Below are 26,570 nucleotides of genomic sequence, written 5' to 3'. Positions count from 1 at the left end.
CGAACCGACTCCACGGACACCGTGCGGACGTTTTCACCGTCGTAGACGGGCTTTCCACGCTTTGGCGCCCCCGGGATTTTATGTAACCTTTTTGGCTATACGTCCGGACGGAACGATCAGATGATGTTCAGGGTGACGTTGTCGGTGGACTTCAGGTTGTTGTAATCGCTGTCGATGGTGATCTTGCCGTCAACGATATCCTTCAGCATGGTGTTGTACTCGTCAACAGTCCACTTGGTCAGGGACCAGGTAGCGGTGGGCAGACCCACAGCGTTCTCGTTGGCGCCCAGGGAGGTGCCCACGCCGCCGATGGAGGCGAACTCGTTGCTGTAGAACTTGCCCAGAGCCCACTGCACGGAGTCGGCCAGGCCCTTCATAGCGGAGGTAATGACGGTGTCGGACTCGGTGGACTGGTCAACGTCCACGCCCACGACCTTACCGTCGGCAGCGCCGGCAGCAGCGGCCACGGAGGCGAACATGGAGCCGCCGCAGGCGAACACGACCTCAGTGCCGGCCTCGTACCAGCCGGAAACCATGGTCTGCAGCTCGGGGGAAGCGGAGAAGCTGGCGCCATACTGCCAGGAATAGTTCATATCGACCTTCACGCCCAGCTCCTTGGCAGCGGCGTCAGCGCCCTGGACGAAGCCATAGCCGTAACGGCAGCAGGCGGGGTTGGTGCCGCCGCCACCGCCGGTGAAGCCCAGCTTGGTGAAGCCTTCCTTGACGACAGCGTAACCGGCCAGATAGCCGCACTGCTCTTCCTTGAAGGCGATACCGGCAACGTTCTTCAGAACGGGGGAGCCGTCAACGTCGGCTTCCTCGGTGATGGGATAACCATCCACGAACACGAAGGAGACATTGGGGAATTCCTTGGCGGCCATGCGCAGAGCGCCTTCCTGCATGAAGCCGGCGCAGACAACCACCTTGGCGCCGTTCTCCACGGCGGCCTTCATGGCCTCGTAACGGTCATCATCGGTGGCCTGGTCCTTGTTGGCGGGCTGATAATACTTATAGGACAGCTTGTTGTTGGCAGCGTACAGCTTCACGCCGTCATAGGTGCCCTGGTTGAAGGACTTATCCTTCAGCTGGCCCACGTCGGTGATGAAAGCGATCTCGTACTTGCCATCCTCGGAGGTCATCTCGTCGTTGATCTGATCGGGATTGGTGATGGTCTCGGTCTTGTTGGGATCATCGCTGCCCTTGTTGGGGTCCTTGGCGGGCTGCTTGGAGCAGGCTGCCATAGACAGGACCATGACCACAGCAAGGAGCATTGCCAGAAACTTTTTCATGGTGAATCTACCTTCCTTTTTAATTTTGGGCGCGAAACGCCCCTTATAAGCACATTATAGCAGGGTGGGGTGAAAAGTGCAACCTTTTTTGTGCTAAGTTCTGTCTTTCGCCGGACTTAACCCCGCTGGGCCATTTTCACGGCGGCCTCCAGGCCGATCTTCATCATGTTGGTGAAGGTGGTCTGCCGCTCCTGGGGGGTCAGCTCGGTGCCCAGCACCAGGTTGTCACTGATGGAGCAGATGGCCAGGGCCCGCTTGCCCAGGAAGGCGGCGGTGCAGTACAGGGCGGCGGCCTCCATCTCCACGGCCATGACGCCCATCTTCTTCATGCGGTCGTTGCGGCCGGCGGCGTCATAGAAAGTGTCGGAGGAGTACAGATTGCCCACGGGCATCTTCACGCCCAGCTCCCGGGCGGACTCCACGGCGGCCATCAGCAGGTCGAAGTCGGCAATGGGGGCATAGTGGACCCCCAGCTCATACTGGTCGGCGAAGCTGGAGTTGGTGCAGGCGCCCTGACCGGCCACCACGCTGCCCAGCTCCAGGTCCGCCCGCATGGCCCCGGCGGAGCCGACACGGATGATGTTCTCCACGCCGTACTGGGTGTACAGCTCATGGGAGTAGATGCCGATGGAGGGCATTCCCATGCCGGAGGCCATCACGGAGACGGGCACGCCCTTATAGGCGCCGGTGTAGCCCTGGACGCCCCGGACGTTGTTCACCAGCACGGGGTTTTCCAGGAAGGTTTCGGCGATGAACTGGGAGCGCAGGGGGTCGCCGGGCATCAGAACGGTTTTGGCAAACGCGCCGGGGGCGGCGCTGTTATGGGGGGTAGACATGACTGAGTTCCTCCTTGTATCCTATATAATTATAATGAGACTGGTCTGTCATTGCGAGGAGCGAAGCGACGCGGCAATCCGCTTCTCCGGCTCTTGAGACGCAGGGTTTTCCGGGGCGGACAGAGTCGTCCGCCCCTACGAATGACAGGGGGTGTATTATTCCTGTTCCAAGGCCTTCACGGCCTTGACGATGCGGCTGGTGCCCAGACGGTCGGCCCCCAGGGCGATGAAGTCCCGGGCGTCGTCCAGGTTGGCGATGCCGCCGGCGGCCTTGATCTTCACATGGGGGGCCACATGGGCCTTGAACAGGGCCACGTCCTCCCGGGTGGCTCCGCCGCCGCCGAAGCCGGTGGAGGTCTTGATATAGTCCGCGCCGGACTGGGACACCACCCGGCACATCTCCACCTTTTCGGCGTCGGTGAGCAGGCAGGTCTCGATGATGACCTTCAGGAGTTTTCCCTGGCAGGCGTCCTTCACGGCGCGGATCTCCTCCAGCACCCGGTCATACAGGCCATCCTTCACCCAGCCGATGTTGATGACCATGTCGATTTCGGACGCGCCGTTGTTCACGGCGTCGGTGGCCTGGAAGCACTTGGAGGCGGTGGTGTCGTAGCCGTTGGGGAAGCCGATGACGGTGCACACGGCGATCTTGCCCGCCACATACTCCGCCGCCTGCTTCACATAGGAGGCGGGGATGCACACGCTGGCACAGCCGTACTTCACGCCGTCGTCGCAGATGGCCCGGATCTGGTCCCAGGTAGCCGTCTGGGACAGCAGGGTGTGGTCCACCCGGGCCAGAATGGGCTTGAGCTCGTTGTTCATGATAAAAATCTCCTTTCGGATGCCGTACATATTTTTGCGGATACAATCCCATTGTAGCAGAAAAAAACGCCTTTGTAAACCTTGACACCGGCGGCGGGGCAAGGGTCTGCAACAGCGAATTCATGAACAGGAGCAGCAGGCAGAGGGTACATATCGAACATGACCTCGTAGGCTACATCCCCTTGGACGAGCTGCTAAAAGCGGAACAGGCATGACCGAAATCATGCCTGTTTCAAGAAATTTGATTTTACTGTCTTACCAGCAGAGAGCATTTCGCCGCAGCTTTTTATAGCGCTTTCACACAATATAGTGCGCCAAAAGCATCAGATAAAGTATTTTTTCCGGCAGTAGTGGTACGGCGTGTCGGGAACGGCGGCGCGGCCATAGATGTTGGCGGCAAAGACCAGGTCATGGATGGCGATGCCGTAGTTATACACCAGAATGCGCTGGACGTTATCCGTGCGGCCGGGGGCGGCACCGTTGAGCACGTCGGTGACGTTGGTGGTGACGGGGGCGAAGTGGTCGAAATACTTGAAGCCCCGGATCTGCTCCATTTCATCGGTGAACACCCGGTCGAAGAACAGGTCGCAGTTCTGGAAGCCCATGGTGCAGATGGGGATGACGGTGCAGCCCTCCTTGAAGTATTCGTCGGTGACGAAGTTCTCCGTAACCTTGGTAATGGCGGAGATCACCAGGTCAGAGCCGCCGATGACCTCCTCATAGGTGTCGCACAGGACGAAATGCACGTCCGGGTCCTGACGGAACAGGTCCATGATGCGGTTTTCGTGGCCGTGGCGGCCGATCATCTTCACCATGGCCAGGTTGCCCCGCTCATAGATGCAGGGCATGACGTTGTAATAGTCGCCGTCCTGCTGGGAGATGTGGATTTTGGGGGGCAGGGTGTAGCCGGACTTTTCCCGCAGGGCCTCGTCCACTCAGCGGATGAGCTCGCTGTCCGGAGTCTCGGCTGCAATGGCCCGGACGGCTTCAAAATCAAGTACTTTCGTGTGTTCTCTCTCCATTTTCATCTTTCTTCTCTCATATAAGCCCTCCGGCGAAAGCCGGAGGGCTTCAGGGGTCATCAATAGAGCTTGGCTCCGGCGGGGATGTGGGGATCGACCATCAGCAGGTGGAGCTTCTCCTGGCCGTTTTCCTGGTGCACGGCGGAGATGAGCATACCGCAGGACTCGATGCCCATCATGGGCCGGGGCGGGAGATTGGTGATTGCAATGCAGGTCTTTCCAACCAGCTCTTCCGGCTCATAATACTCGTGAATACCGCTCAAAATCACCCGATCTTCGCCGGTTCCGTCGTCCAAAACGAACTTTAAGAGCTTTTTGGACTTCTTCACGGCTTCGCATTCCTTGACCTTCACGGCCCGGAAATCGGACTTGGAGAAGGTGTCAAAATCCACCAGGTCGGTGAACAGCGGTTCGATCTGCACGTTGGAGAAGTCGATCTTTTCTTCGACGACAGGAGCGGTGGGAGCGGCCTCGGCGGGCTTTGCGGGCTTCTTGTCGGTATCCAACGGCTTCATGGTCGGGAATAAAATTTTGCTCTCTCCATCCCGCCCCATGCCGCTCCGTAGTGCGCAAAATCCGCATAATTGCTGGGTTTTTGAAACTATTTATCATTCGTCCTGTGTCCTATTTGACCGTCCGCTTCACTCGAAAAGTTGTATAAAAATTGTAGTTGTTTGTAGGCATATTTTTTTGTGAAAAAGTGCGTCAGCTCCAAAATGTCAAAAATTGGATAAATTTTCCATGAAAAGGACTGGCACATTGTAGAGCCATGAAGAACATCCCTGATACTGTTTCTTTATCGCTTTTAGCCTATATTATAAGGTATCAATGCTAAAACTGCGGAAACCAGCAATGCACAAACTGCTTATTTGCAGCTCATATAAATATGAGTATACCCCCATCAGTTATTCAAGTCAACATTTTTCAGCGAACTACTTGTCTGCATAAAAAACTAGGAGGTTAACTATGCCAGAATACCAACTTCAAATCAAACAAGTGGTAGATTACCCACGATGCCGGATTTATCGTGAGTTCATCCACAAACTGATCAACGACCGGAGCATCCGCATAAACGGAGGCTCCGGCCTTTTTCATTTTACTGTACTTTGCAGCTATGCAAACTTCCGCACCTCATATCGCCGTATTGACGGGATCAGTTACACAGTCTCCCCCGGCGAATGGGTCTGCACCGTCAAGGAACTGTCTTGCTGGTTCCGCACCCGCTTTCATCGGCAGGCGCTGTCCATGCTGGATACCCTTCAGAAGCAGCACTTGATTTCCTATACACTGCTGGGCCGTGGCAATGTAGTCAAATATAAAATCCTCCACTGGGCCCGCCACAATTCCGCACTGGAGTACAATGCCCCTTGCCAAAAGGATACCGGTTTTTTCTTCCTGCCAGTCTCTGTTGCCCTGGAACTGGTCAGCTCTGCCCGCTGCTCTGAAATGGACATCGTTCTGGATCTGTGGGTATCCGCTGTCTACAACGATACGCAGGTGCAGGGGTCAGAGGTCGGTCCGGTAGCCTACTTTCGCAATGGTACAGGAAACCCGTTGGTCAGTTATACCGAACTCTCCTGCCGCTGGGGGCTGTCACGCGCTACCGTATGCCGGATACTGAAAAAGTTGGACGGTCTTGGGTATATCTCTATCATGTCGTTTCCCGGCCGGCATGGAAGCGTGATCTACCTGCAGAACTACCTGTCCACCATGTTTGAGATTTCCGATGTTTTAATCGACAAGGAGGAAGTTGCCATGACCTTAAACATTCATCTGGAGCTTCCGGAAACTGCTGAAACCGAAGAGAGCCATTCTATCTCTGAGCATGAGGTCATTGTTTCGGATGCACTTTCCAGCGTTTCAAAATCGCACATTGAAACGATACTCCGCAAGATGGCTGACATCCTATCTACGCAAGGGATTTCCTGCTTTTCTTGCCCACTCTCCTGCTATAAGTTATATCCCTTATCGGACGACTGCTGGGAAGAGTTGATTCCGCGTGCGCGAGGGAAATCTACAGTCCACTTTGGTCTGACCATCCTCTGCGGCACAAACACTTCAATCGCCACTTTTGAACTTACACTCACTCCCTCTGAGGAGCACGAAAATAGGAGGAACCTGAAATGAGAAAATTTGTTGAACCTGATGTTGCTGATAATCCCCTGTACCATGATACCTGGAAACTGCTGAAAAAATACCGGGATGTTGTGTGGAGCCTGGAGCTTTCTGTCCAGCATGTCCGCACCAAGTTTGAGATTGAGTATGGTACCTCCATTGAGGATTTTCTGGATTCAGTCTATCTGGCTGGCGCTGATTTGGCCGGAAGCGACATCGAGCATCATGCCAAATGCATTGAACGCAGCCACAAAATGCTCAAGCTGCTGGATTCCGCAATCGAATTGCTGCGTACCAAGCACAAAAACGGTGAGGCATATTACTGGTTGCTGTACTACTCCTTCCTCTCGCCGCAGCAGCTCAAAAATGTTGAGGAAATTATCGAGACCCTGCGACCGCATATCCGCGACATCAGTTTCAGAACTTACTACCGCAAACGCCGGGAAGCCATTGAAGCCCTCAGTTCCGTTCTTTGGGGCTATACCTCCAAGGACAGTTTAGACATGCTGGAGCAGTTCTTCCCAGAGCCAAAATCATCTTCCGGACAATCGGGCAAATAATTGGCACAATTCGGGAACAAAATTGGCATGGTTCTGCTCTTTCAGTGTAAATACCGATGTGTTAAACTGAATATGCTCAAACTTGCACCCAAAACCGAACAGGACAGTAACGGCACCTTTCATCAGGGTGCTTTTTTGCTGCCCAGATGGCCGCCCGGCCATTTGAAAGCCCACATTTGTTTTGACAGGTGTGGGTTTTTCTGTTCCCTATTGAGCATCAAAAAATCATTCAGAATTGGAGGATCGCAAATTGAAGAAAACGAAAACCCCTCAAACTCCGCAGCTTCAGGAGCCGGATACCCAGTCCAAGCGCAGGCTTTCGCTGCCCAAAGTGGCTTACAGCGCCTTCCTGTGTGTGATGATGTCCATGATATTCTGCCAGCCGGCTTATGCGGCAACAGATGTATGGACCAAGGCCAAAGAGATCATGCAGGATGTATACACCCAAATCCTTGCCATCTCCACTATCGCCGCCATCGTCACTGCTTCGGTAGCCTTGCTGCTCATGAACTTCTCCCGTTCCGGACGGACGGTGGATGAAAGCCGCGCCTGGCTCAAACGAATCTGTATCACCTGGGCTATCCTCAATGGCTTGGGCTTTATCATGGCGTATGTGACGCCGCTCTTTAGTGGCGGACAATGGACAGGCTGATTGACCGTCTGACTGCTCGCCGGAAAGGAGGCTTGCATTTATGGGCATTTTAGACGGCATAGTGGAATGGATCGCAGAACAGGTAATGGCCGGTCTTGATCTGGTGACCACATCGGTTTTGGGTGCGCTGGGCTGTGATATGGCTGTATTTCTGCGTTATTTTCCCGCAGCAGAGACTATGTACTCTGTTTTCGTGGCTCTGGCAATCGGGATCATCCTGCTCAACTGGGTCTGGCAGTTATTCAAAAACTTCGGTCTTGGCGCAGGTGTGGAAGCAGAAGACCCGGTAAAGCTGAGTATCCGTTCCGTTATTTTTATCCTGCTGACGCTCTTTTCAGATGAAATCGTCAATATTGTTCTTACCATCGGCGGCACCCCCTACCACTGGATCATGGAGTCCGACCTTCCTGCATTAAGCTTTGCAGACTTCAATTCCGTGATGCTGGTCATCATCGGTGTGTGCCAATGGGGCTGTGGCACTGATTACCTTGATTTTGGTTCTCATCCTGGCCTGGAACTACCTAAAACTTCTGTTCGAGGCAGCCGAACGGTATGTGCTGCTCGGTGTACTGGTCTACACGGCTCCTGTGGCTTTTTCTATGGGCGCCAGCCAGACCACAGCAAACATCTGGAAATCCTGGTGCCGGATGCTTGGCGGTCAAATTTTCCTATTGGTCATGAACGCCTGGTGCCTGCGCCTGTTCACAAGCATGGTGGGGTCCTTCCTTGCGAACCCGCTTTCGTTATAAGGAGGTCTTATCCTTGAAGAAACTCAAAAAATTTTTATTTGCGGCCTTTACAGTCGCAATTCTCTCCTGCCTGCTCTGCCAGCCGGCTTTTGCCGCTATCTCCGAAAGCGATGTGCAGGCTCAGGTAGACGCTGTGGGAAAAGAAGCCGTTTCCGGCAATGTGTTTATCTGGTTTCTCTGTGCTATCGGCTTTCTCAAAGTCGGTCAGAAAATCGATTCTTTCCTCTCCAGCCTGGGTGTCAATGTAGGACATACCGGCGGCAGCATGTTGGCTGAGGCTATGATTGCTGCCAGAGGCATCGGCGGCATCAAGAACTTTTCCAGTCACCACTTTGGCGGCGGGAGGAACAGCAGTTCCACCAATGTCAACGCAAACGGTGGTAAAGGCAGCGGCGGCTTTGGAGCAGGGTTTGCCAGCGGCGGTCTTGCTGGAGTGGTGAGCCGAAAAGTCACAAACAGCGCCATCAAAACAGCCACCACAACTCCCAGCTCCAAGCCCTCCGGTCTTGGCAGTCTTTTAGGCGATGCTGCAGCCGGAGGGATCGGCGGCCATATGTACGCTTCTTCCGTCAGTAAGGGCGGCAATTTTGCCAACAATGTAATCGGCAGCGTAGCCACTGGCAGTATCAGCCAAATGGGTTCCATTTCCGGTGAAAAAGCCGCCGAAGCCCTGCACTCTTACATGGGATACGCGGCACTGGAATCCGGAGCTGAAAATGTTCCGACCTTCCAGAATGTCGAAATCGGCGGCGGCCGCATCACCGGTACAGAAGTAACTGCAGAACATCCCGAAGGTATCTCCTTTGGTATGTACCACGCAGACCAATATGTTGCCCCGGAAGGCCAGTACACCACCGTTCATGCCGTGGATGGTACAGCATGGTATAAGCAGTACGCTGTGGATGCTGTTGACAAATCGCCCTATATGGCCCCTGACGGTTCTATCGCCTTCAACGAGTCCATTGTCAAAAAGCTGCCTCCAGCCCCGAGGAGAAAGGACAAGATATAAATGCCAGAAGATCAGAAAAGCGGTTTTTCCGAAGCTGTGGAGACCGGCGCCTCCGCAGCGCATACCATCCGCGGTGCAATCAAAACCGGAAAAGCTATTTCCTCCGCTGCCAAAGGCGCTGCCGCAGGCGGTCCTTACGGTGCAGTTGCAGGCGCAGTGTGGGCAGGTCGGAAGCATATCGGAAAAATCATTGTGGCAGTCATTGCCCTGCTTATGCTGCCGGTATTATTTGTTCTCATGCTCCCCGGTCTTATTTTCGGCGGACTGACCAATGCCTTTTCGCCATCTGACCCCGAAATTCCGATTTTGAATAGCGAAACAGCGATTATTGAGAACGCCAACGAGATCACCTTTACCCTCAACGGCATCTTGGGCGAGGCACTGGATGATGTACTTGCCCGGATCGAAGCTGACTTTGCGGCATCGGGAGCCGACCATATGGAGGTCAAAAACGCTTATTCCGGCGGGCCTATTTATAACGCCAACCTGTTTATTTCTCAGTATTGTGCAGCCAAAGACAAGGATTTTGAAAGCATTTCTCTAAATGACCTTGCCGCCACCCTGCGGGAAAACAAGCAGCATCTATATTCCTACACCAGCAAGCAAGAGATTCGTGAGAGCACCGTGACCGATCCGGAGACTGGGGAAGAAACAACAGAGCCAGAAACATGGATGGTCTATACTGTCCGTTACAACGGTGAGTCCTATTTTTCTGATGTTGTATTCCAGCTTACCGATGACCAAAAGGAGCTTGCAGCCGATTATGCCTCCAACCTAAGCCTGTTCTTGGGCGATGGTCTGCTGCAGAATCTGGAAGCGTGGACCGGAAACAGCATCACCTCTCTGGGCGATGTTACTTTCACCGATGGGATCACACCTGTTGTTTACTACAATCAGCTGGATGAACGCTATGCCGGTAAAGCCTATGGCACGGACAATATTGGCGGTTATGGCTGCGGCCCTACCGCTATGGCAATCGTGGTGTCCTCTCTGACAGACGATATGGTTGACCCTGTGGAGATGGCCGAGTGGTCTTACAACAACGGCTACTGGTGTAAAAGCAGTGGTTCTTACCATGCACTGATACCTGCCGCCGCTGGGGAATGGGGGCTTCCGGTTTCCGGCTGTACCACTGCGGAACCACAGCGCATCACAGACGCACTGGCTAATGGTAAACTGGTAGTAGCAATCATGTCTGAAGGCCACTTTACCTCATCCGGTCACTTCATTGTCCTGCGTGGCGTAAAAGACGGCAAGATCATGGTGGCTGACCCTGCCAGTTACACACGGAGCGAACAGCTCTGGGATCTGTCCATTATCTTAAATGAGGCCAGCCGGCGCGCTGGAGCTGGCGGTCCGTTCTGGATTATCGGCTGATGTGCCCGCCCGGCTTCGGAAACGAGGTTAATCATGAATCATAAAATCGACCGAGATACCTACATAATACCACCGAATTTCATCGAGTCAGGCACCTTCTTCGGTGGTATGTTCAAAGCCCGAAATGTGATTGAAGCCGGCATCCTGGCATTTGCCATTGGTGTGCCGGTTTTTTCATTGCTCCCTCTTAGCCTGACTGCCCGTATCATCGCTTTGTGCCTGACCGCACTGCCAGCAGCATTGGTGGCGCTTATCGGAATTTCCGGTGAGAGCCTTTCCTCTTTTCTGCTGATTTTCATAAAGTACCTGCGAAACCGCCGCATTATAGGCGGTAACAGCGCAGAAGATGCGGTTCCGGCGGCAGAGCATGGCGGCAAGCATATTAAAAAGAAGGTACACAAGCCCGACAAGGCTCCCAGACGGTCACGGCGCTCCGGCAGAGAGGATTTCCCAGCGGAGTTTGATGAAGTTCGTAGCTACGAGATCCGCCAAAAACTCCGTCCTGTGAAAAAGCAGAAGCCTGCCAAGGAGAAGAAAGCCGCCAAGCAAAAAAAGAAGGTCTCCAAGGAGCGCAAAGTAAAACGCCCTATCCGCACCCAGGAGCCGAAGCCCGCCTGCCTTAACCCAGTAGCAGATTATCTGCCGATTTCCAAAATTGAAAACGGCATCATCTACACGAAGGACCACCGCTATGTCAAGGTCGTCGAGGTAGTACCCATCAATTTTATGCTGCGCAGCGCCCAGGAACAGCGGAACATCATCTATTCCTTTGTATCCTACTTGAAAATCAGCCCCATCAAGCTGCAAATCAAGGTACTGACACGTCGGGCAGAGATCAACCGCCATCTGGATACCGTTCGGAAGGAGATGGAACAGGAGACCAATGAACAGTGTCTGCTCATGCAGGAAGACTACCTCCAGTTCGTTCAGCAGATCGGTTCCCGTGAGGCAATTACCCGACGTTTCTTCCTGATTTTTGAATATGAGCCGTGGAGCAACACCAAGCGCTCTGATGAAGAAGGCGAGGCAATCAATGCCCTGCAAAGTGCAGTCCATACTGCTACCAACTACCTCCGTCAGTGCGGTAACGAGGTCATCGTTCCGGAAAACTGGGATGAGTTTACCGTAGATGTCCTCTATAACCTGCTCTGCAGAAATGAAAGTGCTGTAAAGCCGCTCTCCGTCCGGGCACAGGAGGTTGTGGCTGAGTACCTTGCCAAAGGGCGCGACAGTGAGATCGACCATATCCCTGCCACCGAATTCTGTGCGCCAAAAAGCATTGACTTCACGCATGGTCACCATATCTGCATTGACGGTCTGTATTATGCTTATTTGCTGGTGCCCTCTGATGGCTACAAAACGCAGGTTCCAGCCGGCTGGCTCAGTCTTATCGTCAATGCCGGTGACGGGATCGATATGGATATGTTCCTCTCCCGTCAGCCCAAAGAAACCATCATCCAGAAAGTCGGACAGCAGCTGCGTATCAACCGTTCCAAAATCAAGGACGCCAGCGACACCAACACCGACTTTGATGACATTGATGGCGCTATCCGAAGCGGGTACTTTCTCAAAGAGGGCCTTGCCAACAACGAGGACTTCTACTACTTGAATCTGCTGATTACCATTACTGCCTCCAACGAGGAAGACTTGGAATGGAAGGTCAGCGAAATGAAAAAGCTCCTGCTCTCACAAGACATGAACGCCTGCACCTGCCATTTTCGGGAGGAACAGGCGTTTTTATCTGCCCTTCCATTGGTGGCAATGGAAAAGAAACTGTATGAGCGCGGTAAACGCAACCTGCTGACAGGCGGTGCGGCAAGCTGTTATCCCTTTACCTCCTATGAGATGTGTGATGATAACGGTATCCTGCTGGGCGTCAACAAGTACAACAGCTCCCTTATTATCGTGGACATCTTCAATTCTGCGGTCTATAAGAACGCCAATATGTCGATCCTTGGCACGAGCGGAGCCGGCAAAACTTTTACCATGCAGTTGATGGCGCTGCGAATGAGGCGGAAAAATATCCCCATTTTCATTGTTGCGCCCCTAAAAGGCCATGAATTCCATCGCGCCTGCTCCAATGTGGGCGGCTCCTTTATCCAGATTTCACCGGCCAGTCCCCACTGCATCAATGTTATGGAGATTCGGCGGGTAGACCGCTCGGTGAATGAAATTCTGGACGGTCCAGGCATTCAGTTATCTGAACTTGCAGCAAAGATCCAGCAGCTCCACATATTTTTCAGTCTGCTGATCCCCGATATGTCTCACGAAGAACGACAGCTTTTGGACGAAGCCCTTGTTCGTACCTATAACACAAAAGGCATCACTCATGATAACGCCTCTTTGGAAGACCCTGCACAGCCCGGCCAGTACCGTGAAATGCCGGTGCTTGGTGACCTGTACGAAATTTTGAAAACCTCCAAGGAAACGATGCGCATGGCCCACATTCTAAACCGTCTGGTAAACGGCAGCGCCAGCACCTTCAATAAGCAGACCAATGTTCGGCTCGACAACAAGTACACTGTTTTGGATATTTCCTCCCTCACGGGAGATCTGCTCACCGTAGGTATGTTTGTGGCGCTGGACTTTGTTTGGGACAGAGCCAAAGCCGACCGTACAGAAGAAAAAGCCATCTTCATCGATGAGTGCTGGCAGCTTCTATCCGGCGCCGGTGCTGCTGGTGTAAGATTGGCTGGCGATTTCCTTTTGGAAATTGCCAAAACCATACGCGGTTACGGCGGCGCCTCGATTTTTGCAAGCCAGGATCTTGCCGATTTCTTTGACCTTGACGGCGGCAGATTTGGTAAGGGCATCATCAACAACTCCAAGACCAAGATCATTCTGAATCTGGAGGACGACGAAGCCCAGCGGGTACAGGAAGCCCTGCACCTGTCCGATGCTGAAACAATGGAGATCACTCACTTTGAAAGAGGTCACGGTCTGATTTCTACCAATAACAACAATATTATGGTGGAATTCAAAGCCAGCCCTCTGGAAAAGGATCTGATTACTACCGACCGCCGCGAGCTGCGTGAAATCGTAGAGCGAAAACGCCGTGAACAATCCACATCTGCCGAACAGCAGATATAACAATTTGAAGAGCGAGGTGATTCCCATGTGCAACTTTCCTGCCAGACGCCGCTATGCGTCTGCTTTGCGTCTGCATTACGCCTAAAAGCCAGTTTTGCCAACCAGATCATCTTTTGGCTTACACTGACTGGCTTTCCTTCCTATTTTAATGCGTCTTGAATACGCCTATATTACGCCATTGGAGGTGATACCCATGAAGACCAGGGCTGAAATCTATGGAAATGAAGCTGCGGCTCTGCTGCGGATCGTCACGATGTATCCCGGTCTCAATATGCAGCAGCTTCTTTGCTTTCACCCTGGCAAAGAAGAAATCATCAAGACCCTGCTCTCCCATCTACAAAAGCAGGGCCGTATTTTTCAAACTGATACAGGCGGTTACTTTCCGTCTGGTTGGGCAGCAAAATCAGACAACTCCCTGATACGGGCTGCCTGGGTACTCTTGGATTTTATCGGGCAGGTGGAATACCATGCTCCCGGTGATTTTCCGGTCAAGCTTATCTTCTTTGCAAACGGTGAACTATACGAAATCGTCTACGCAGCTTCCGGCCAGGAGGCCCTGATCAACCATGCGCTTCGGGATGACCGCAGCGGTGGACGCCGCATCATTTTGGTCGATAATCCGGAAGACATTCGCCGCATTGACTGCCCTGGCATTTCCGGTTTCTGCACCGTGGATGCAGCGGGCCAGGTGCATTACTTTAAGAAAACAGGAGGAACTTGATTGGAACGAAAAATCATCTCACACCGAATCGGAAGCATTCTTGATGATATATCCCGTTTGAGCAATGCTCTTTACGCGATGGATACCACGGATATTCAGCGCTATCCGGACAACTATGAAGTCTTATCCACTGATGCCGCCCTGCGGGCAGAGAAAATTGCCTGCAGGCTGCGGCATTTGATATATTCCAGCACCACCATCCGCAAAGGCGATTACCTGACATCCGCCGGTATTGTACACGGAATTGAGGTTGTCTATGAGGACGGTGTACTGGAGGTCACCCTGCCTGGTCTGCTCCCAAAACGCAAGCAGAGGCAAAACACTGAGTTTCTGCTCGACCCGTTCTACTTCTCATTGGAGCAATACGCCAAAGAGCATCCCATGCCCCGCTTCAGCGATTGTGTGGTGTGCTTTACGCAGGTTTATGACCAGTGCCTTCCCACCCGGCGTATCCGTGACTACGACAATCTGGAAGAAAAGCAGCTTCTGGATGTCCTCTCCACCTTCGTCATGGCTGACGATACCGGCCTGCTCTGCGATGCCTACAACACCGCTGCGCTGGGCGAAAAGGACTGTACCAGAATCAGTGTCATGGAAAAAAAGCGGTTTCCCGCCTGGCTTGCTGAGCATGAAAACACCCTAAAATCCATCTCGGATTTTTGAGCATTTTCAGCCATTGCTTGTCCGACCTGCCGCAACATCGTATTTAGCCCCGGATTTCGGGGCTTTTTTCTGTCGTTACACCACGGATTTTTACCGAAGTTCCTTGCAGTCTCGGTAAAAGCCACACACCACAAGGAGGTGATCACTTGGGAAATTCCCACAGCCAGACACGATGGCGTACAGGCTTCTCTCTCTGACTGCCATCTCCGGCGAGTTCCCCACAGACCAGCTTAACAGACTTCCCGGCAGTCCATATTATCTGGAGTCTGTTGTCACTGCACTGAAAAAAGACGGGCTGCTGCGTACCTATTACCGGGATAAACTGCGCGGCTACCGTCTGGGGCCGCGAGCCAAAGCCACTCTGCTGGAAAGCCGGCCGGACAGGTTTGCCAGCTACCTGACAGGAGATACCGACACCAACCGTTTGAAATGCGAAATTGACCGAAGACTCCGGCTACACCGCCTGGCAGAAACCTATGTGACCATGGATAATGCGGGTGTATGTGTGTATCGGGATGAAAAACCGGCAATTTTTGCGCCGGATGGTTACGCTGGCGGCAGGATTGTCTATCCTGCTTTTTTCAGTTCCAGAGAAGTGAAAGAAATGGGGATCGACACCACGAAGATCCGCAGTTCCCGCTCCACTGGAATACTCCTTGCGCCCTCCGGCATCTTCGTGACCTACAACAGCAGCAGCGCCCTGATGAAGTGGCGCTACAAATCGGAAATGCGGGTCAAGGCATTGATTTGGAGCGTAATCTGCCAACAGCGCCTGGCCCCACAGTTTCGCCATGAGGATGTTCATGGACTGATTCTGGGCAACAGCATGGATCTGGCTTACCAGATTTTGACCAGCACCGGAGGACGCAAACATGATTTCTTCATGCTGGATGGCAGCTATGAGCATTTTCTTTATCTTACCAACAACCATCAGGGGGAGGTGATACTTGCACTGCTGTGCGACCCTGTGAAAACTGCGGAGCTGGACCGCATTCTGCTCCAAGGTCTTACTGCGAGGCAGCCCGGACTGGCTATTGAGCATGACGGTGTTTCACCGGATGGCTCACCAGTCCTGTTTGGCTATTTCTGCGATCTGCCCCGTATCGCACGCTTCAACACCTCCCTCGAACTATCCGAGCGCCCAGGCACACTGATCTGTTTTGACTTCCAGGCAGAGGTACTTCGCAGCTACTGTGGTTCCCGGGTGCGCTTCCAGACCATTGATTTCACAAAATTCGAGGGGAGGTTGTTCCCATAAACAAGAAAAAACTGATCGTAAGCCTGATTGCAGCGCCCTTTGCCATTCTTGCGATTCTATACGCAGGCGGCTTTCTGGCACAGCTTTTGGGTAACTATGCAACCTGGAAACAGGGCGGCGGTATTCCCGGCGACGGTACTTCACCGCTGGCCGCTTCGCCCGACTTCCTTCTCTGCCTTTCCTCTGTGCTCAGACCGCCTTATGGCGTGTATGGCATTTTGATCTGCATTGGCTTGTTAGCAGTGCTGCTCATCATGGTCATGCGCATGGGATATGGTGATGCCGGTGAGTATGATGAAGACCGCAATTTCTCCTACTCCGCCAAAGGCACTTATGGCACCTCCGGCTGGATGTCCCGCAAAGAAATGTCCGGCGTACTGGATCTGGTGCCCGATCTGCGCAAACACAAGGGTGTTGTACTGGGTATGCTGGATGGCAAAGCAGTCTGCATACCGGAAGATACCAGAATCAACAGTAATCTGGCAGTCTACGGCGCCAGTGGTTCCATGAAAACCCGTTCGTTTTGTATGAACCGTATCCTTCAGGCCACTGTCCGAGGTGAAAATGGCGCCGGAGAATCGTTGATCATCTGCGATCCCAAATCGGAATTGTACGAGAAGTCAAGCGAATTTCTCCGCAGCCGGGGCTATTGTGTCAAGCTATTCAACCTCGTTTCGCCTGAAAACTCAGATTCCTGGTGTTGCCTTGCCGAAGTTGAGGGACAGGAACTAATGGCCCAGCTTTTTGTAGATGTCATCATCAAGAACACCACGAACAACGGCAAGAGCGACCATTTCTGGGATGCCTGTGAGATGAATCTGCTCAAGGCCTTGGTACTGTATGTGGATCAAGGCTATGCGGAAGAAAACCGCAACATTGGCGAAGTCTACCGGCTGCTGACTCTCAATGGGGAATCCCAACTTGACACATTGTTCGAGGCGCTTCCTTCCACGCACCCTGCCAAAGCACCCTACAGCCTGTTCAAGCAGGCCAGCGACACAGTGCGAAGCGGCGTGATTATCGGTCTGGGCAGCCGCCTGCAGGTATTCCAGTCTGAGCTGATCAAAAAAATTACCGCTAAGAATGAGATCGATCTGGAGCTTCCGGGTCAGCAGCCCTGTGCCTACTTCCTCGTTACCAGCGACCAGGACAGCACCTTTGATTTTCTGGCCTCGCTGTTTCTATCTTTCTGCTTCATCAAACTGGTGCGATATGCAGACCACAACTGCGAGGGCGGCAAACTGCCTGTGCCTGTCCATATCCTTGGGGAAGAACTGACAGCGTGCGGCACGATCCCCGACCTCTCCCGCCGGCTCAGCGTAATACGCTCCCGGAATATCTCCATGTCCTGTGTGTTCCAAAATCTCGCAGGATTGCAGAACCGATACCCGCAGAATTTGTGGCAGGAGATCATTGGAAACTGTGACGCGCAGTTGTTTTTAGGCTGTACAGACCAGCTTACTGCCGAATTTATTTCTGCCAGGACAGGGCTTGCCTCCGTAGCAGTATCCAGTAAGTCCAAACAGCTGGGCACCTGGCGTATCTCCAACTATACACCGGAGTTTCGTGAGACCTCTGGTGTTGGAAAACGCCCTGTACTTACTCCTGATGAAGTCCTGCGGCTCCCGCTGGATCAGGCGCTCATCATCATCCGTGGCAAGAAGGTTCTGCAGGTAGACAAAATGGATTACTCCAAACACCCGGAAGCCAAGTACCTGCGTTCCTGCAAAGCATCTGCCCATGTACCGGAATGGCGCCGCTTGGAAGAAGAAGCCGCCAAAACACCGCAGCCCGCGCCGAAACCGGCTCCTGCAGCAAAGAAGCCGGCAAAGCGCAAAGCCACCAAACCGGCATCCCCCACGGATAAATCACCCAAAGAGGCTCCGGCCCCCAAATCTGCCGGTACGCCGGAAGGCATTATCACCACAGACAAGGATTCCATCCTGTCTTAAACAAAACTATCAAATTCATAGGAGGTTTTAATCTATGGCAACCAAGAAAAAAGAACTTCTGGAACAGGAGGCTCCTGTTACCGAAACCGTTATGTCGGAAGGCGAAACTCTGCCGGCCGATACTGCTCAACCTGAATCCCTTCCTGCTGATACTGGCAATAGTCTGGATTTGAACGAACTGCTGGGGCAGATGGATCAGCCCCTGGAGGACACCTCTGCCGAAGATATGGCTGAAGATCCCCTTCCTGAACTCACCGAGGAGGAAATGTTCGGAGATACGCCTGCTGAAACAGACGATCAAAGCGCTGCTCCCACTGATATGCCGGAAGACTTTGATGTGCAGCCGCCTGATGTTTACGAAGATAACGCCGACGCTGTGCAGGAACCCCCTGCATCTCCCAAGCCCAAGCGTACCAGCCGAAAGAAGAAAGAAGCTGCTGCTCCTGAAGAAACTGTCACAGAGGAAGTCCCTGCCGAAACAACAGAGTCGGCGGATACAGCCGACTCTATTCTTGATACGGAGGAACCTGCTGTGGAGCCTGATGTTCCTGTCGTGGAAGAAACTGCCGCTCCTGCCCCTACTCCTTCTCCTCCCCAGCGCCAGCCCCGCCCCCAGCGCGGCGAGGCCCCCGTCCTTACCATCCGCAGCCGGGATGATGTCGAGACTGCCGAAGACCGTGATGATGTAATCTGGCATGAGATCCATAATGCCTACCGCACCCGCAAGATCATCACCGGCAAGCTGGGCGGCATTGAACAGCTGGACAACCGCAAGACGGTGGCAGTTGTGGATTACAAGGGGTTCCGTGTCATTATCCCTATCAAGGAAATGATGATCAATCTGGGCCGCAGTCCTTCCGGTCAGGAATACGCCGACCTTATGCTGCGCCAAAATAAGATCCTTGGCAACATGCTCGGTGCTGACATTGACTTCATCGTGCGTGGTATCGACTCCAAGACCCGCAGCGTAGTTGCCAGCCGCAAGGAGGCCATGCTGCGCAAACGCCAGATTTTCTATCTGGATACGGATGCTGCCGGTATGTACCGTGTCTATGAGGGCCGCATCGTCCAGGCGCGTGTGATTGCAGTGGCTGAAAAGGTTGTGCGCGTGGAAGTTTTCGGCGTTGAAACCTCCATCCTTGCCCGTGACCTTGCCTGGGATTGGATCGGTGATGCCCATGAGCGTTTTTCCGTAGGCGATGAGGTTCTGGTCCGTATTCTCAGCGTGCGGCGCAACAGTCTGGAGGACTTGGGCATCAAGGCTGACATCAAGAGTATTTCCGAGAACACCGACAGGGACAACCTGCAGAAGTGCCGTATCCAAGGCAAGTATGCCGGCCGTGTCACAGATGTCCACAAGGGCGTTGTCTATGTGCGCCTCTCCAATGGCGTCAATGCGGTAGCCCACTCCTGCTATGACTACCGGATGCCCGGCAAAAAGGACGATGTATCTTTTGCCGTCACCCGTCTGGATATGGAGCGGGGTGTGGCCGTAGGTATTATCACCCGGATCATCCGTCAGAACCTGTAAACAAAGCGCCTGGGAAGCAGCGGCGAACTGTTTCCCAGGCTTGCTTTTTATCATTACCGAAACTCCCACCGCATATCCTCTCCACACGACTGTTCTCTTAAATCCTCTATATAGATTTTTATTTTTCATTTGCGTTGATTTTTCACAAAAATGCGGATATAATATATTATAGCAAGGATTTAGGAGGTTGTTTTATGCTGATTCAATTTAGTGTAGAGAACTTTCTCTCTATCAAAGATAATGTCGTGTTATCCCTGCTTGCCAGTAAGGATAACGAACATCCGGAACACCTGATTGTGGACGGAAACAAAAAGCATTTGAAGTCTGCCGTGATTTACGGTGCCAATGCTTCCGGAAAGTCCAATGTCTTGAATGCATTTTGGTTCATGGTAAATTATGTGCTGACTTCGCATAACCAGCAGCTCCACAAAACCATTGAGCGTTCGCCGTTCAAGTTTGACCGGGAAACACCCTCTCGCCCCAGCAGCTTTGAGGTCATCTTCACCACAAATGGCATCCGATATGCGTATGGCTTTTCTGTAACAGACAAAGCTGTTATTGAAGAATATCTGTATTACTATCCCAATGGCAGGCAGGCACTCATTTTTGAGCGAAAAGACACAAAAGATTTTCGCTTTACCGTTGATGTCGATGAACAAAATACTCTCAAGGATCGCACTTCGGCCAACAAGCTCTATCTGTCTGTCGCATCAAACTGGAGCTATTCCAAAGTGATTCCGGTTCTGGAATGGTTTGCTTCCTGCCAGATCATCACGAAAAATTCTGTTGCAGACGCCTACGGCCTTGAAGCAGAACAACTCAAAGATGATGACTACCGGCATGTGATCGCCTCTATGCTGCGTGTTGCAGATTTTGGCATACAGTCCCTTCAGATGCGTGATACAGAACCCGCTCCTTCTCAGCGTAATGATATCTTTACCAATATCGAGGCCATTCACACGGTACAGGATACAGAGGGAAATACTTCTTCCTACGCGCTGAACATGGCAGAGGAATCTGATGGCACCAACAGTTATTTCAAACTGATCGGTGTTGTAAAAAAGGTGCTGGATGAAGGAACGCTTCTTGTCGCTGACGAGATGGACGCTCATCTGCATCCTCTTCTGACAAAGCATCTGGTCTCGCTTTTTAACAGCGTGGAGTTCAATCCAAATGGAGCCCAGTTGATTTTCACATCACACAACACCAATCTTCTTGACCTGGATGTACTGAGGAGAGATCAGATTTGGTTTACCGAAAAAGACGAGCAAACAGCGGCTACCGATCTGTTCTCCCTTTACGATTTTTCCATCCGCAAGGATGCCAAGGTGGAGAAAGGCTATCTGATTGGCCGTTATGGTGCAATCCCCTTTATCAAGGGAGGGCTGTAAAATGGCACGTGGAAAAATTGAAAAGCGTGGACAGCGACGCAGAAAAATAAAGCCTGTCATTCTGATTGTAACGGAGGGTTCTCAAACTGAGCCTAAGTATTTTGAACACTACCGCAACCGTCAGACAAACATTGATATTCGTGTGGTCGGCAGCCGCACCAGCGGAGGTGAAACAGATTATCTCAGCCTGATCCGGAAAGCCGTGGAATATCAGAACAAAAATCAGATTTCCGTATCAGAGGGAGACTCTGTATGGGTAGTTGCAGATGGAGATGTGAACTACAACAACCCTGACCCCATCACTGCAAAGGACAGTCTGCTCTCCAAGGCAAGGAAAATGGCAGATGCGAAGGGGATTCAGATTGCACTCTCCAATCCCTGCTTTGAATTTTGGTATCTGTTGCATTTCCAGTACACCACCAAATTTTTCAAAGACTACCCCGCAGTGAAAAACGCATTGACCACTTATCTCCCTGATTATGAGAAAGCTGGCGATGTATATAACCAGTTAGCAGAGCATACAGCCATTGCGATTCAGAACGCCAAACGTGTAGAGCAATACCATCTTCAAAATGACAGCAGCAAACCGTTTGGAATTGCTGTCAATCCATTTACCGACATCTATCAGCTGGTGGAATCACTGCTGTAATGTTGCAAAGAAACATGGTTGGCACAAAATTGTCTCTACATTGGCACAGTCCTGCCCTTTCGCCGTAAATCCATATCTGTTATACTTGGTACAGTCAAAACTTTGCATAGCAGCCGCTCCGGTTTGGAGCGGCTGTTTTCAATTTCAGTAAAGGTGGTGGTTTCTATTCTCTTTCAAAAAGCCCGGAAGGTGCTGAACAACGAGCGGGGCGAGGCCAACTATTTCAGTACGGTGGTCTTCATCTTCATCGCTGTCCTGCTGCTGGCCTTCATTATTGACCTGTTCAGCATCATTTCCACCAAGCAGGAACTTGACCATGCCGCCGATCAGATGGTCAAACAGATCCAGCTTTCCGGCGGCGTCAACGGCGAGACCGATGAGCTGTTTGAATTTTTGAGTTCTCAGATCGAAGGAGCCGAAAATATTTCCTACTCCATTGACGCTACCTACACATCACCCAGGCCATCCGGTATGACAAATGCCATCCAGTTGGGCACCCCCTTCTTCATTACTATCGAGGGAGATGCTAAACTGGGCGGGTTCTGGAATTTTGACCTGGTAAACATCACAGTTGTTGCCCGCGGCAGCGGCGTCAGTGAGCACTACTGGAAGTGAGGTGACCTATGAAACGTATATTCCTGCAGCTGAAACAGCTGCTGCGAAACGAACGGGGCGAGATCACCTTTTTCGCCTGCTTTTTTGTGGTAGGCATCGTGATGCTGATTTCCTTCCTGCTCCTGTACGCTTCCATCCGGATCACCTGCATCAACATCCGCAACGGCGCTAAAATGGAGTTAAATAACCTTAGCGGCACGATTTATGCAGATACCTACCGTTCCCAGCGTGAAACTAACTTTGAAGAGTACCTAAATACCCTTTACTCCAGCAGTGACTATACCGACATGCTGGAGGCTACAGTGGCAGGTGGCCTGGACTCCAAGATTCCGCTTTCAACGGAGGATTACAAGGTTTCCGACATCAGCCTGGAGTTCAATGTAGAGGATGGACGGGTTGAGTACATCTTTTACTGTGACGTGGAGTTCTATGTGCGGATGTTCGGCCACAGTTATCCGGCTATCACCCAACGGGTGGAGCTGACAGGCTACCACAACACAAAATTCTAACCCTACTGTTGAAAGCCCGGCACATTCTACCGTATAGGCTTTATATAACAGCAAAAAAGGAGTGTATGTAAAATATGAAGAAGTTTTTCCAATCCAAAGGCTTTATTGTTTCCTCGCTGGCTCTCCTCTGCGTCACTATTCTGGGTGTCTGCTGGTTCGTAAGCCGCGACCGTACCGGAGATTTTAGGCCGGATGAATCCCCACCCAGCAGCGTCACCGGCGATTGGTCAGATGGCGGCACACAGACAGATGGTGATAATGGAGCAGATGCTTATGCTCCCGGCCAGTCCACAGATGCCGAAGAAGAATATCCCAAAGTAACCTCCCAAACGGAGGATGAGGTTGTGATCGACTTCACCGATACTGAAAAGCTTGAAGAAACGCCTCCTCCGGTGCCGGAAGGTAAGACCGAAATCAAAGATCCTGGTCAGGAGCATACCGTCAATCCCGACCCGTCAGTTCCGGAGGTTACTGCCCCGCCCGCCGAGCAAGCGCCGCCCAGCAATGAGCCGGTTCCAGGCTCCAGCAACGGAAATGGAGCTGTATATGATCCGGTGTTTGGCTGGGTTGTTCCCGGCAATGTACAGCAGTCCACCGGTGACAGCGATGGAGATCTGAACAAACAGGTCGGCAATATGGGCTGATTTACTACAACTGAATATGGCACTACTTGGCCGTCACAGGATTGTGGCGGCCTTCCTATTTTCAAAAGGAATGGAGCGTGATGTATTTGAAACGACTTCTCGCCTTCCTATGCTGCTTTACCCTTGTTTTCTGTCTATTCCCCTCCTCTGCCTTTGCAACGGGCGGAAATGGAAACATAGATGGCGGCGGTGGCAGCATGGGTCATGGCACAAGCAGCAACTTCTGGAACTCAGGCAACGATGGCGTCCGCATTACTGTTGTTGACGCATCCAGCGGAACTGCCGTATCTTCTCCGCTGGACTTTTCAAACCGGACGCAGAAGACCAGTCTTCTCCATTTTGGGAAAGTCAACAAACTGCAATACCTGGGCGGCGCCGGCCTCTCCCTCCAGTCCGGCGTTGCCTATTCCTGCATTAGACCTACGCAATCTATGCCCACAATCGTCAGCAGCAAGGGGCAGAGCAACATCGAAGCCATCAAACGGTATTTCTGTTCTGAATATGCGTGCATGATGGTCGCTCAGGCAGCCGGAGTCGATTATGAGCGGATGATTGCCGGCGAGTACAAGCTGCTGATCGAGCCCATTGCCTATTTCACGCACAACGGCCAGTATTACTGTATGACAGCTACTGAAGCCGGCCTGTATGATCAGATGTCCGGCGGCAATCTGCGGAAAACCATGACCTCGCTTACCCATAAAAATCTGCCGCTGTCAATGTTCCTGGAATTCAGCGACCTTGGCATCTCCGCCTGGACAGGCAGCACCACTGGAAAGCAGAACAATTCCGACATCATCAGCACCCTTGGCGTTGGTATCGTCTGGTTTGATGAAGCTCCGCCGGAAGGAGAAATTGAGGCCCCTGATGTCGAATACCGAGTAGATACGGATGTGATCACCGCCGTCACACTGCGGACAGATCAGGATCTGACGCCGGATAATCCGGCATCGGTTACCTTCCATATTCTCGGCACCACCTACCGGGTCAATGATATAGTGATCCCAGCCGGTGACAGTCAGGTAGTCTGGGTCAAATGGCATACCCCCTCCACCCCACAAACCGTGACCATTACAGTATCTGTCAGCGGTGCCTATACCGCTCAGGATACCTTTGTCGCAAAAATCGTGGATCTGAATGAGCACATTCCACCTGACCCTGTGGCAACCGACACGAATCCCGGCTACTCTGTGCCGCCCCTACCCAGTGAAACGCAGAAGCTCACTGCCAACTGGGGCGTCTGGAGCTGCTACTGGGTGCCTGTATGGGTATGGTGCGACCACGGTGAAGATGGCGGACACTGGGTGGATGAAGGATATTGGGAATACGAATATACGGGCTACTCCGCTTCCATCAGCGGCGAGATGTCCCTAATGCCAGACGATATTGTACCCACAGCATCCGGCAAGACGATGAAAAGCGGGTACGGCGTTAAAACCGAAGTGCGGGCAACGCTGTCCACAGATGCCCCGACCAGCCACATTACTTATCCCCAAACTGCTTTTTCCGTATTTCCTGAGTTCCAGTATCAGACCTATCTGCGGCTTCTGCAGCGTTCCGGCGGCCAAAGTGCAAAATTCATCTTCAAGCCCAACGAGTTTTCCACCTATGACCGGACAGTGCATTTCACACCGCTGTGGTTCCCCGATGCCACCGACTACACCATCTATACACAGGTGTGGGATACCTGGACTCCTGACGGCATGTTATCCATCAACCTAAATGACTATGTTTCGATCCAAGGGAGCCTTTATGATGACTGGTATACCAATCGAGAATAGCCTCTGGACAGCTTACCTGCTTACCATATTTTTTGTGGTGGCCGGCTTTGCTGTCTACGATGTGCTTTACAGACGGGTGCCTGACCGGGCACTCGTCTTTTTTATCCCCTTAGCTGCCCTGGCGCCGGTCCTGCAGGGGTATTTCCTGTTAAATCACGGGCTCCCGCCGCTCTTCCTCTGGCCGGTCGCTACCCATGCCCTGGTAGGTGCCCTGCTCGGCTTTTGTATTCCATTGGCAGCTGCACTGGCAACAAACAGCACTGGTCTGGGCGGCGGGGATATCAAGTTCTGCGGGATATTAGGGCTGGTCTATGGTCCTTCCGGCATGGCGCTGGTCTTTCTGACTGCCGCTGTTACCGCAATGCCTGTGATCTTTCTTCTCAGGCGGCTTTATCGAACTGGGCAGCCCCTTGCTATCCCGTTCCTGCCATTTCTCGCCTGTGGCTGCTGTACAGCGACCCTGGCCCAACTATTTTTAAGATAGGAGACAACGCTTATGAAACTGAATAACCGATTCATCTTCGGGATCCTCTCTCTGCTGTTGGCGGCAGTTATCGCCTTTGTGGCACTTCCAACCATCGCCCGTCAGACCAATGGAAAAGAGGAAATCGTCCGTATCACCCAGCCGGTATTGAAAGGCGAGCAAATCTCGTCAGAAAATGCCGAGGTGGTTGAGGTAGGCGGCTATAACCTCCCCTCCAACATCGCCCATCAGCTCTCCGATGTAAATGGTCTCTACGCTACCGCCGACTTGGCTGTGGGTGACTATATCCTTACCAGCAAGATCAGTTCTGTACCGGTTTCGTCCGATGTTGCACTCAACAGCATCCCTTCTGGTAAAGTTGCAATCTCGCTGACCGTCAAAACACTTGCTTCCGGCCTCTCTGACAAGCTTCAGCCCGGTGACATCATCCGTATTTACCACTTTCTTGATACGGCCGCCGAAGTACCGGAACTGCGTTTTGTCAAAGTATTGTCCGTCACCGACTCAGACGGCATCAATGTGGATAATGCCAAGGAGCCCACGGAGGATGAAGAAAAGCAGCAGTCAGCCACCATCACTGTGCTGGCAAGCCCTGAACAGGCGAAGATCATTACCGGTCTTGAAAATGACGGCGTAGCTCATGTGGCTCTTATCTCCCGCAACAATGACAAACTGGCAGATGAGCTGCTTGCCGAGCAGGATAAGACTCTGCAGGAAATCTACTTCCCCGAAACTTTGATTGAGGAAGAAGCTGCAGATGCGGAAAATTCTGATGTTGAAAGTGAACCCCAGGAAACGGAAACTGCAGAGTCTGCACAATCCACTAATGAAACTGCACCCTCGGCAGAATAATC

24 protein-coding genes and 1 pseudogene are annotated in these 26,570 nt (G+C 52.4%); 20 read left to right on the top strand and 5 right to left on the bottom strand.

Going from position 1 to position 26,570, the window contains the following annotated elements:
- Nucleotides 1-116 precede the first annotated feature (116 nt).
- The 5 genes and pseudogenes from LKD37_RS01020 to LKD37_RS01000 all read right to left on the bottom strand — a co-directional run.
- Nucleotides 117-1,289 (bottom strand): BMP family lipoprotein, encoded by a 1,173-nt coding sequence (locus LKD37_RS01020; RefSeq protein ID WP_302927543.1) that lies wholly within the window; start codon nt 1,287-1,289, stop codon nt 117-119.
- 116 nt (nt 1,290-1,405) lie between these two features.
- Nucleotides 1,406-2,125 (bottom strand): purine-nucleoside phosphorylase, encoded by a 720-nt coding sequence (deoD, locus tag LKD37_RS01015; RefSeq protein WP_302927542.1) that lies wholly within the window; start codon nt 2,123-2,125, stop codon nt 1,406-1,408.
- A gap of 156 nt (nt 2,126-2,281) precedes the next feature.
- Nucleotides 2,282-2,947, bottom strand: a complete 666-nt coding sequence (gene deoC / locus LKD37_RS01010) for a deoxyribose-phosphate aldolase (protein WP_302927541.1) — start codon at nt 2,945-2,947, stop codon at nt 2,282-2,284.
- Nucleotides 2,948-3,270: 323 nt separating this feature from the next.
- Nucleotides 3,271-3,882 carry a hypothetical protein gene (locus LKD37_RS01005; RefSeq protein ID WP_302927540.1) on the bottom strand — a complete coding sequence of 204 codons (612 nt, stop codon included), beginning with the start codon at nt 3,880-3,882 and terminating at the stop codon, nt 3,271-3,273.
- Between the two features lie 146 nt (nt 3,883-4,028).
- Nucleotides 4,029-4,499 (bottom strand): annotated as a pseudogene (locus LKD37_RS01000) (hypothetical protein); the annotation flags it as partial.
- A 436-nt stretch (nt 4,500-4,935) separates the two neighbouring features.
- Here LKD37_RS01000 and LKD37_RS00995 point away from each other — a divergent pair.
- The 20 genes from LKD37_RS00995 (at nt 4,936) to cpaB (ending at nt 26,568) form a co-directional block, all read left to right on the top strand.
- On the top strand, nt 4,936-6,096 hold the full coding sequence (locus LKD37_RS00995) for a MarR family transcriptional regulator (protein ID WP_215725545.1): 1,161 nt from the start codon (nt 4,936-4,938) through the stop codon (nt 6,094-6,096).
- Nucleotides 6,093-6,644: a hypothetical protein gene (locus LKD37_RS00990; RefSeq protein ID WP_006873388.1), complete on the top strand. Its 552-nt coding sequence runs from the start codon at nt 6,093-6,095 to the stop codon at nt 6,642-6,644. The genes LKD37_RS00995 and LKD37_RS00990 overlap by 4 nt, the downstream gene beginning before the upstream one ends.
- Before the next feature lie 250 nt (nt 6,645-6,894).
- Nucleotides 6,895-7,296 (top strand): fimbrial protein, encoded by a 402-nt coding sequence (locus LKD37_RS00985; RefSeq protein WP_173700504.1) that lies wholly within the window; start codon nt 6,895-6,897, stop codon nt 7,294-7,296.
- 40 nt (nt 7,297-7,336) lie between these two features.
- On the top strand, nt 7,337-8,062 hold the full coding sequence (locus tag LKD37_RS00980; RefSeq protein ID WP_302927539.1) for a hypothetical protein: 726 nt from the start codon (nt 7,337-7,339) through the stop codon (nt 8,060-8,062).
- Nucleotides 8,059-9,054, top strand: a complete 996-nt coding sequence (locus LKD37_RS00975; RefSeq protein WP_215725544.1) for a hypothetical protein — start codon at nt 8,059-8,061, stop codon at nt 9,052-9,054. Before LKD37_RS00980 ends, LKD37_RS00975 begins: the two co-directional genes overlap by 4 nt.
- Entirely contained in the window at nt 9,055-10,431 is a 1,377-nt protein-coding gene (locus tag LKD37_RS00970; RefSeq protein WP_148336110.1) for a C39 family peptidase, read from the top strand.
- Nucleotides 10,432-10,464: 33 nt separating this feature from the next.
- Nucleotides 10,465-13,521 carry a VirB4 family type IV secretion system protein gene (locus LKD37_RS00965; RefSeq protein WP_006873393.1) on the top strand — a complete coding sequence of 1,019 codons (3,057 nt, stop codon included), beginning with the start codon at nt 10,465-10,467 and terminating at the stop codon, nt 13,519-13,521.
- 193 nt (nt 13,522-13,714) lie between these two features.
- The gene (locus tag LKD37_RS00960) at nt 13,715-14,242 is read left to right on the top strand and encodes a DUF5697 family protein (protein WP_173700505.1); all 528 of its coding nucleotides are present in this window, start codon (nt 13,715-13,717) and stop codon (nt 14,240-14,242) included.
- Complete coding sequence (locus tag LKD37_RS00955; RefSeq protein ID WP_006873396.1) at nt 14,243-14,905, top strand: DUF6100 family protein; 663 nt, start codon at nt 14,243-14,245, stop codon at nt 14,903-14,905.
- Nucleotides 14,906-15,077: 172 nt separating this feature from the next.
- On the top strand, nt 15,078-16,163 hold the full coding sequence (locus LKD37_RS00950) for a hypothetical protein (protein WP_006873397.1): 1,086 nt from the start codon (nt 15,078-15,080) through the stop codon (nt 16,161-16,163).
- A gap of 14 nt (nt 16,164-16,177) precedes the next feature.
- Nucleotides 16,178-18,115 carry a VirD4-like conjugal transfer protein, CD1115 family gene (locus LKD37_RS00945; RefSeq protein ID WP_349048813.1) on the top strand — a complete coding sequence of 646 codons (1,938 nt, stop codon included), beginning with the start codon at nt 16,178-16,180 and terminating at the stop codon, nt 18,113-18,115.
- Between the two features lie 34 nt (nt 18,116-18,149).
- Nucleotides 18,150-19,646 (top strand): S1 RNA-binding domain-containing protein, encoded by a 1,497-nt coding sequence (locus LKD37_RS00940; RefSeq protein ID WP_302927538.1) that lies wholly within the window; start codon nt 18,150-18,152, stop codon nt 19,644-19,646.
- 194 nt (nt 19,647-19,840) lie between these two features.
- On the top strand, nt 19,841-21,037 hold the full coding sequence (locus LKD37_RS00935; protein ID WP_006873400.1) for an AAA family ATPase: 1,197 nt from the start codon (nt 19,841-19,843) through the stop codon (nt 21,035-21,037).
- A gap of 1 nt (nt 21,038) precedes the next feature.
- Nucleotides 21,039-21,686, top strand: a complete 648-nt coding sequence (locus tag LKD37_RS00930) for an RloB family protein (RefSeq protein WP_118560360.1) — start codon at nt 21,039-21,041, stop codon at nt 21,684-21,686.
- A 123-nt stretch (nt 21,687-21,809) separates the two neighbouring features.
- Nucleotides 21,810-22,301, top strand: coding sequence for a DUF4320 family protein (locus LKD37_RS00925; protein ID WP_243167434.1), 492 nt, complete (start codon nt 21,810-21,812; stop codon nt 22,299-22,301).
- Nucleotides 22,302-22,309: 8 nt separating this feature from the next.
- Nucleotides 22,310-22,810 carry a hypothetical protein gene (locus LKD37_RS00920; protein ID WP_215725543.1) on the top strand — a complete coding sequence of 167 codons (501 nt, stop codon included), beginning with the start codon at nt 22,310-22,312 and terminating at the stop codon, nt 22,808-22,810.
- Nucleotides 22,811-22,884: 74 nt separating this feature from the next.
- Nucleotides 22,885-23,454, top strand: a complete 570-nt coding sequence (locus LKD37_RS00915) for a DUF6550 family protein (RefSeq protein WP_215725542.1) — start codon at nt 22,885-22,887, stop codon at nt 23,452-23,454.
- An 80-nt stretch (nt 23,455-23,534) separates the two neighbouring features.
- Nucleotides 23,535-25,232 (top strand): DUF8193 domain-containing protein, encoded by a 1,698-nt coding sequence (locus LKD37_RS00910; RefSeq protein WP_177696782.1) that lies wholly within the window; start codon nt 23,535-23,537, stop codon nt 25,230-25,232.
- The gene (locus tag LKD37_RS00905) at nt 25,204-25,716 is read left to right on the top strand and encodes a prepilin peptidase (RefSeq protein WP_215725541.1); all 513 of its coding nucleotides are present in this window, start codon (nt 25,204-25,206) and stop codon (nt 25,714-25,716) included. Before LKD37_RS00910 ends, LKD37_RS00905 begins: the two co-directional genes overlap by 29 nt.
- Nucleotides 25,717-25,728: 12 nt before the next feature.
- A complete protein-coding gene (gene cpaB, locus LKD37_RS00900; RefSeq protein ID WP_003499634.1) occupies nt 25,729-26,568 on the top strand; it encodes a Flp pilus assembly protein CpaB in 840 nt (279 codons plus the stop codon).
- Nucleotides 26,569-26,570: the final 2 nt, after the last annotated feature.

The sequence above is a fragment of the Brotocaccenecus cirricatena genome (genome assembly GCF_020687045.1).
Taxonomy (GTDB): domain Bacteria; phylum Bacillota; class Clostridia; order Oscillospirales; family Oscillospiraceae; genus Vescimonas; species Vescimonas cirricatena.
This window is presented reverse-complemented; position numbering and strand designations above follow the sequence as displayed.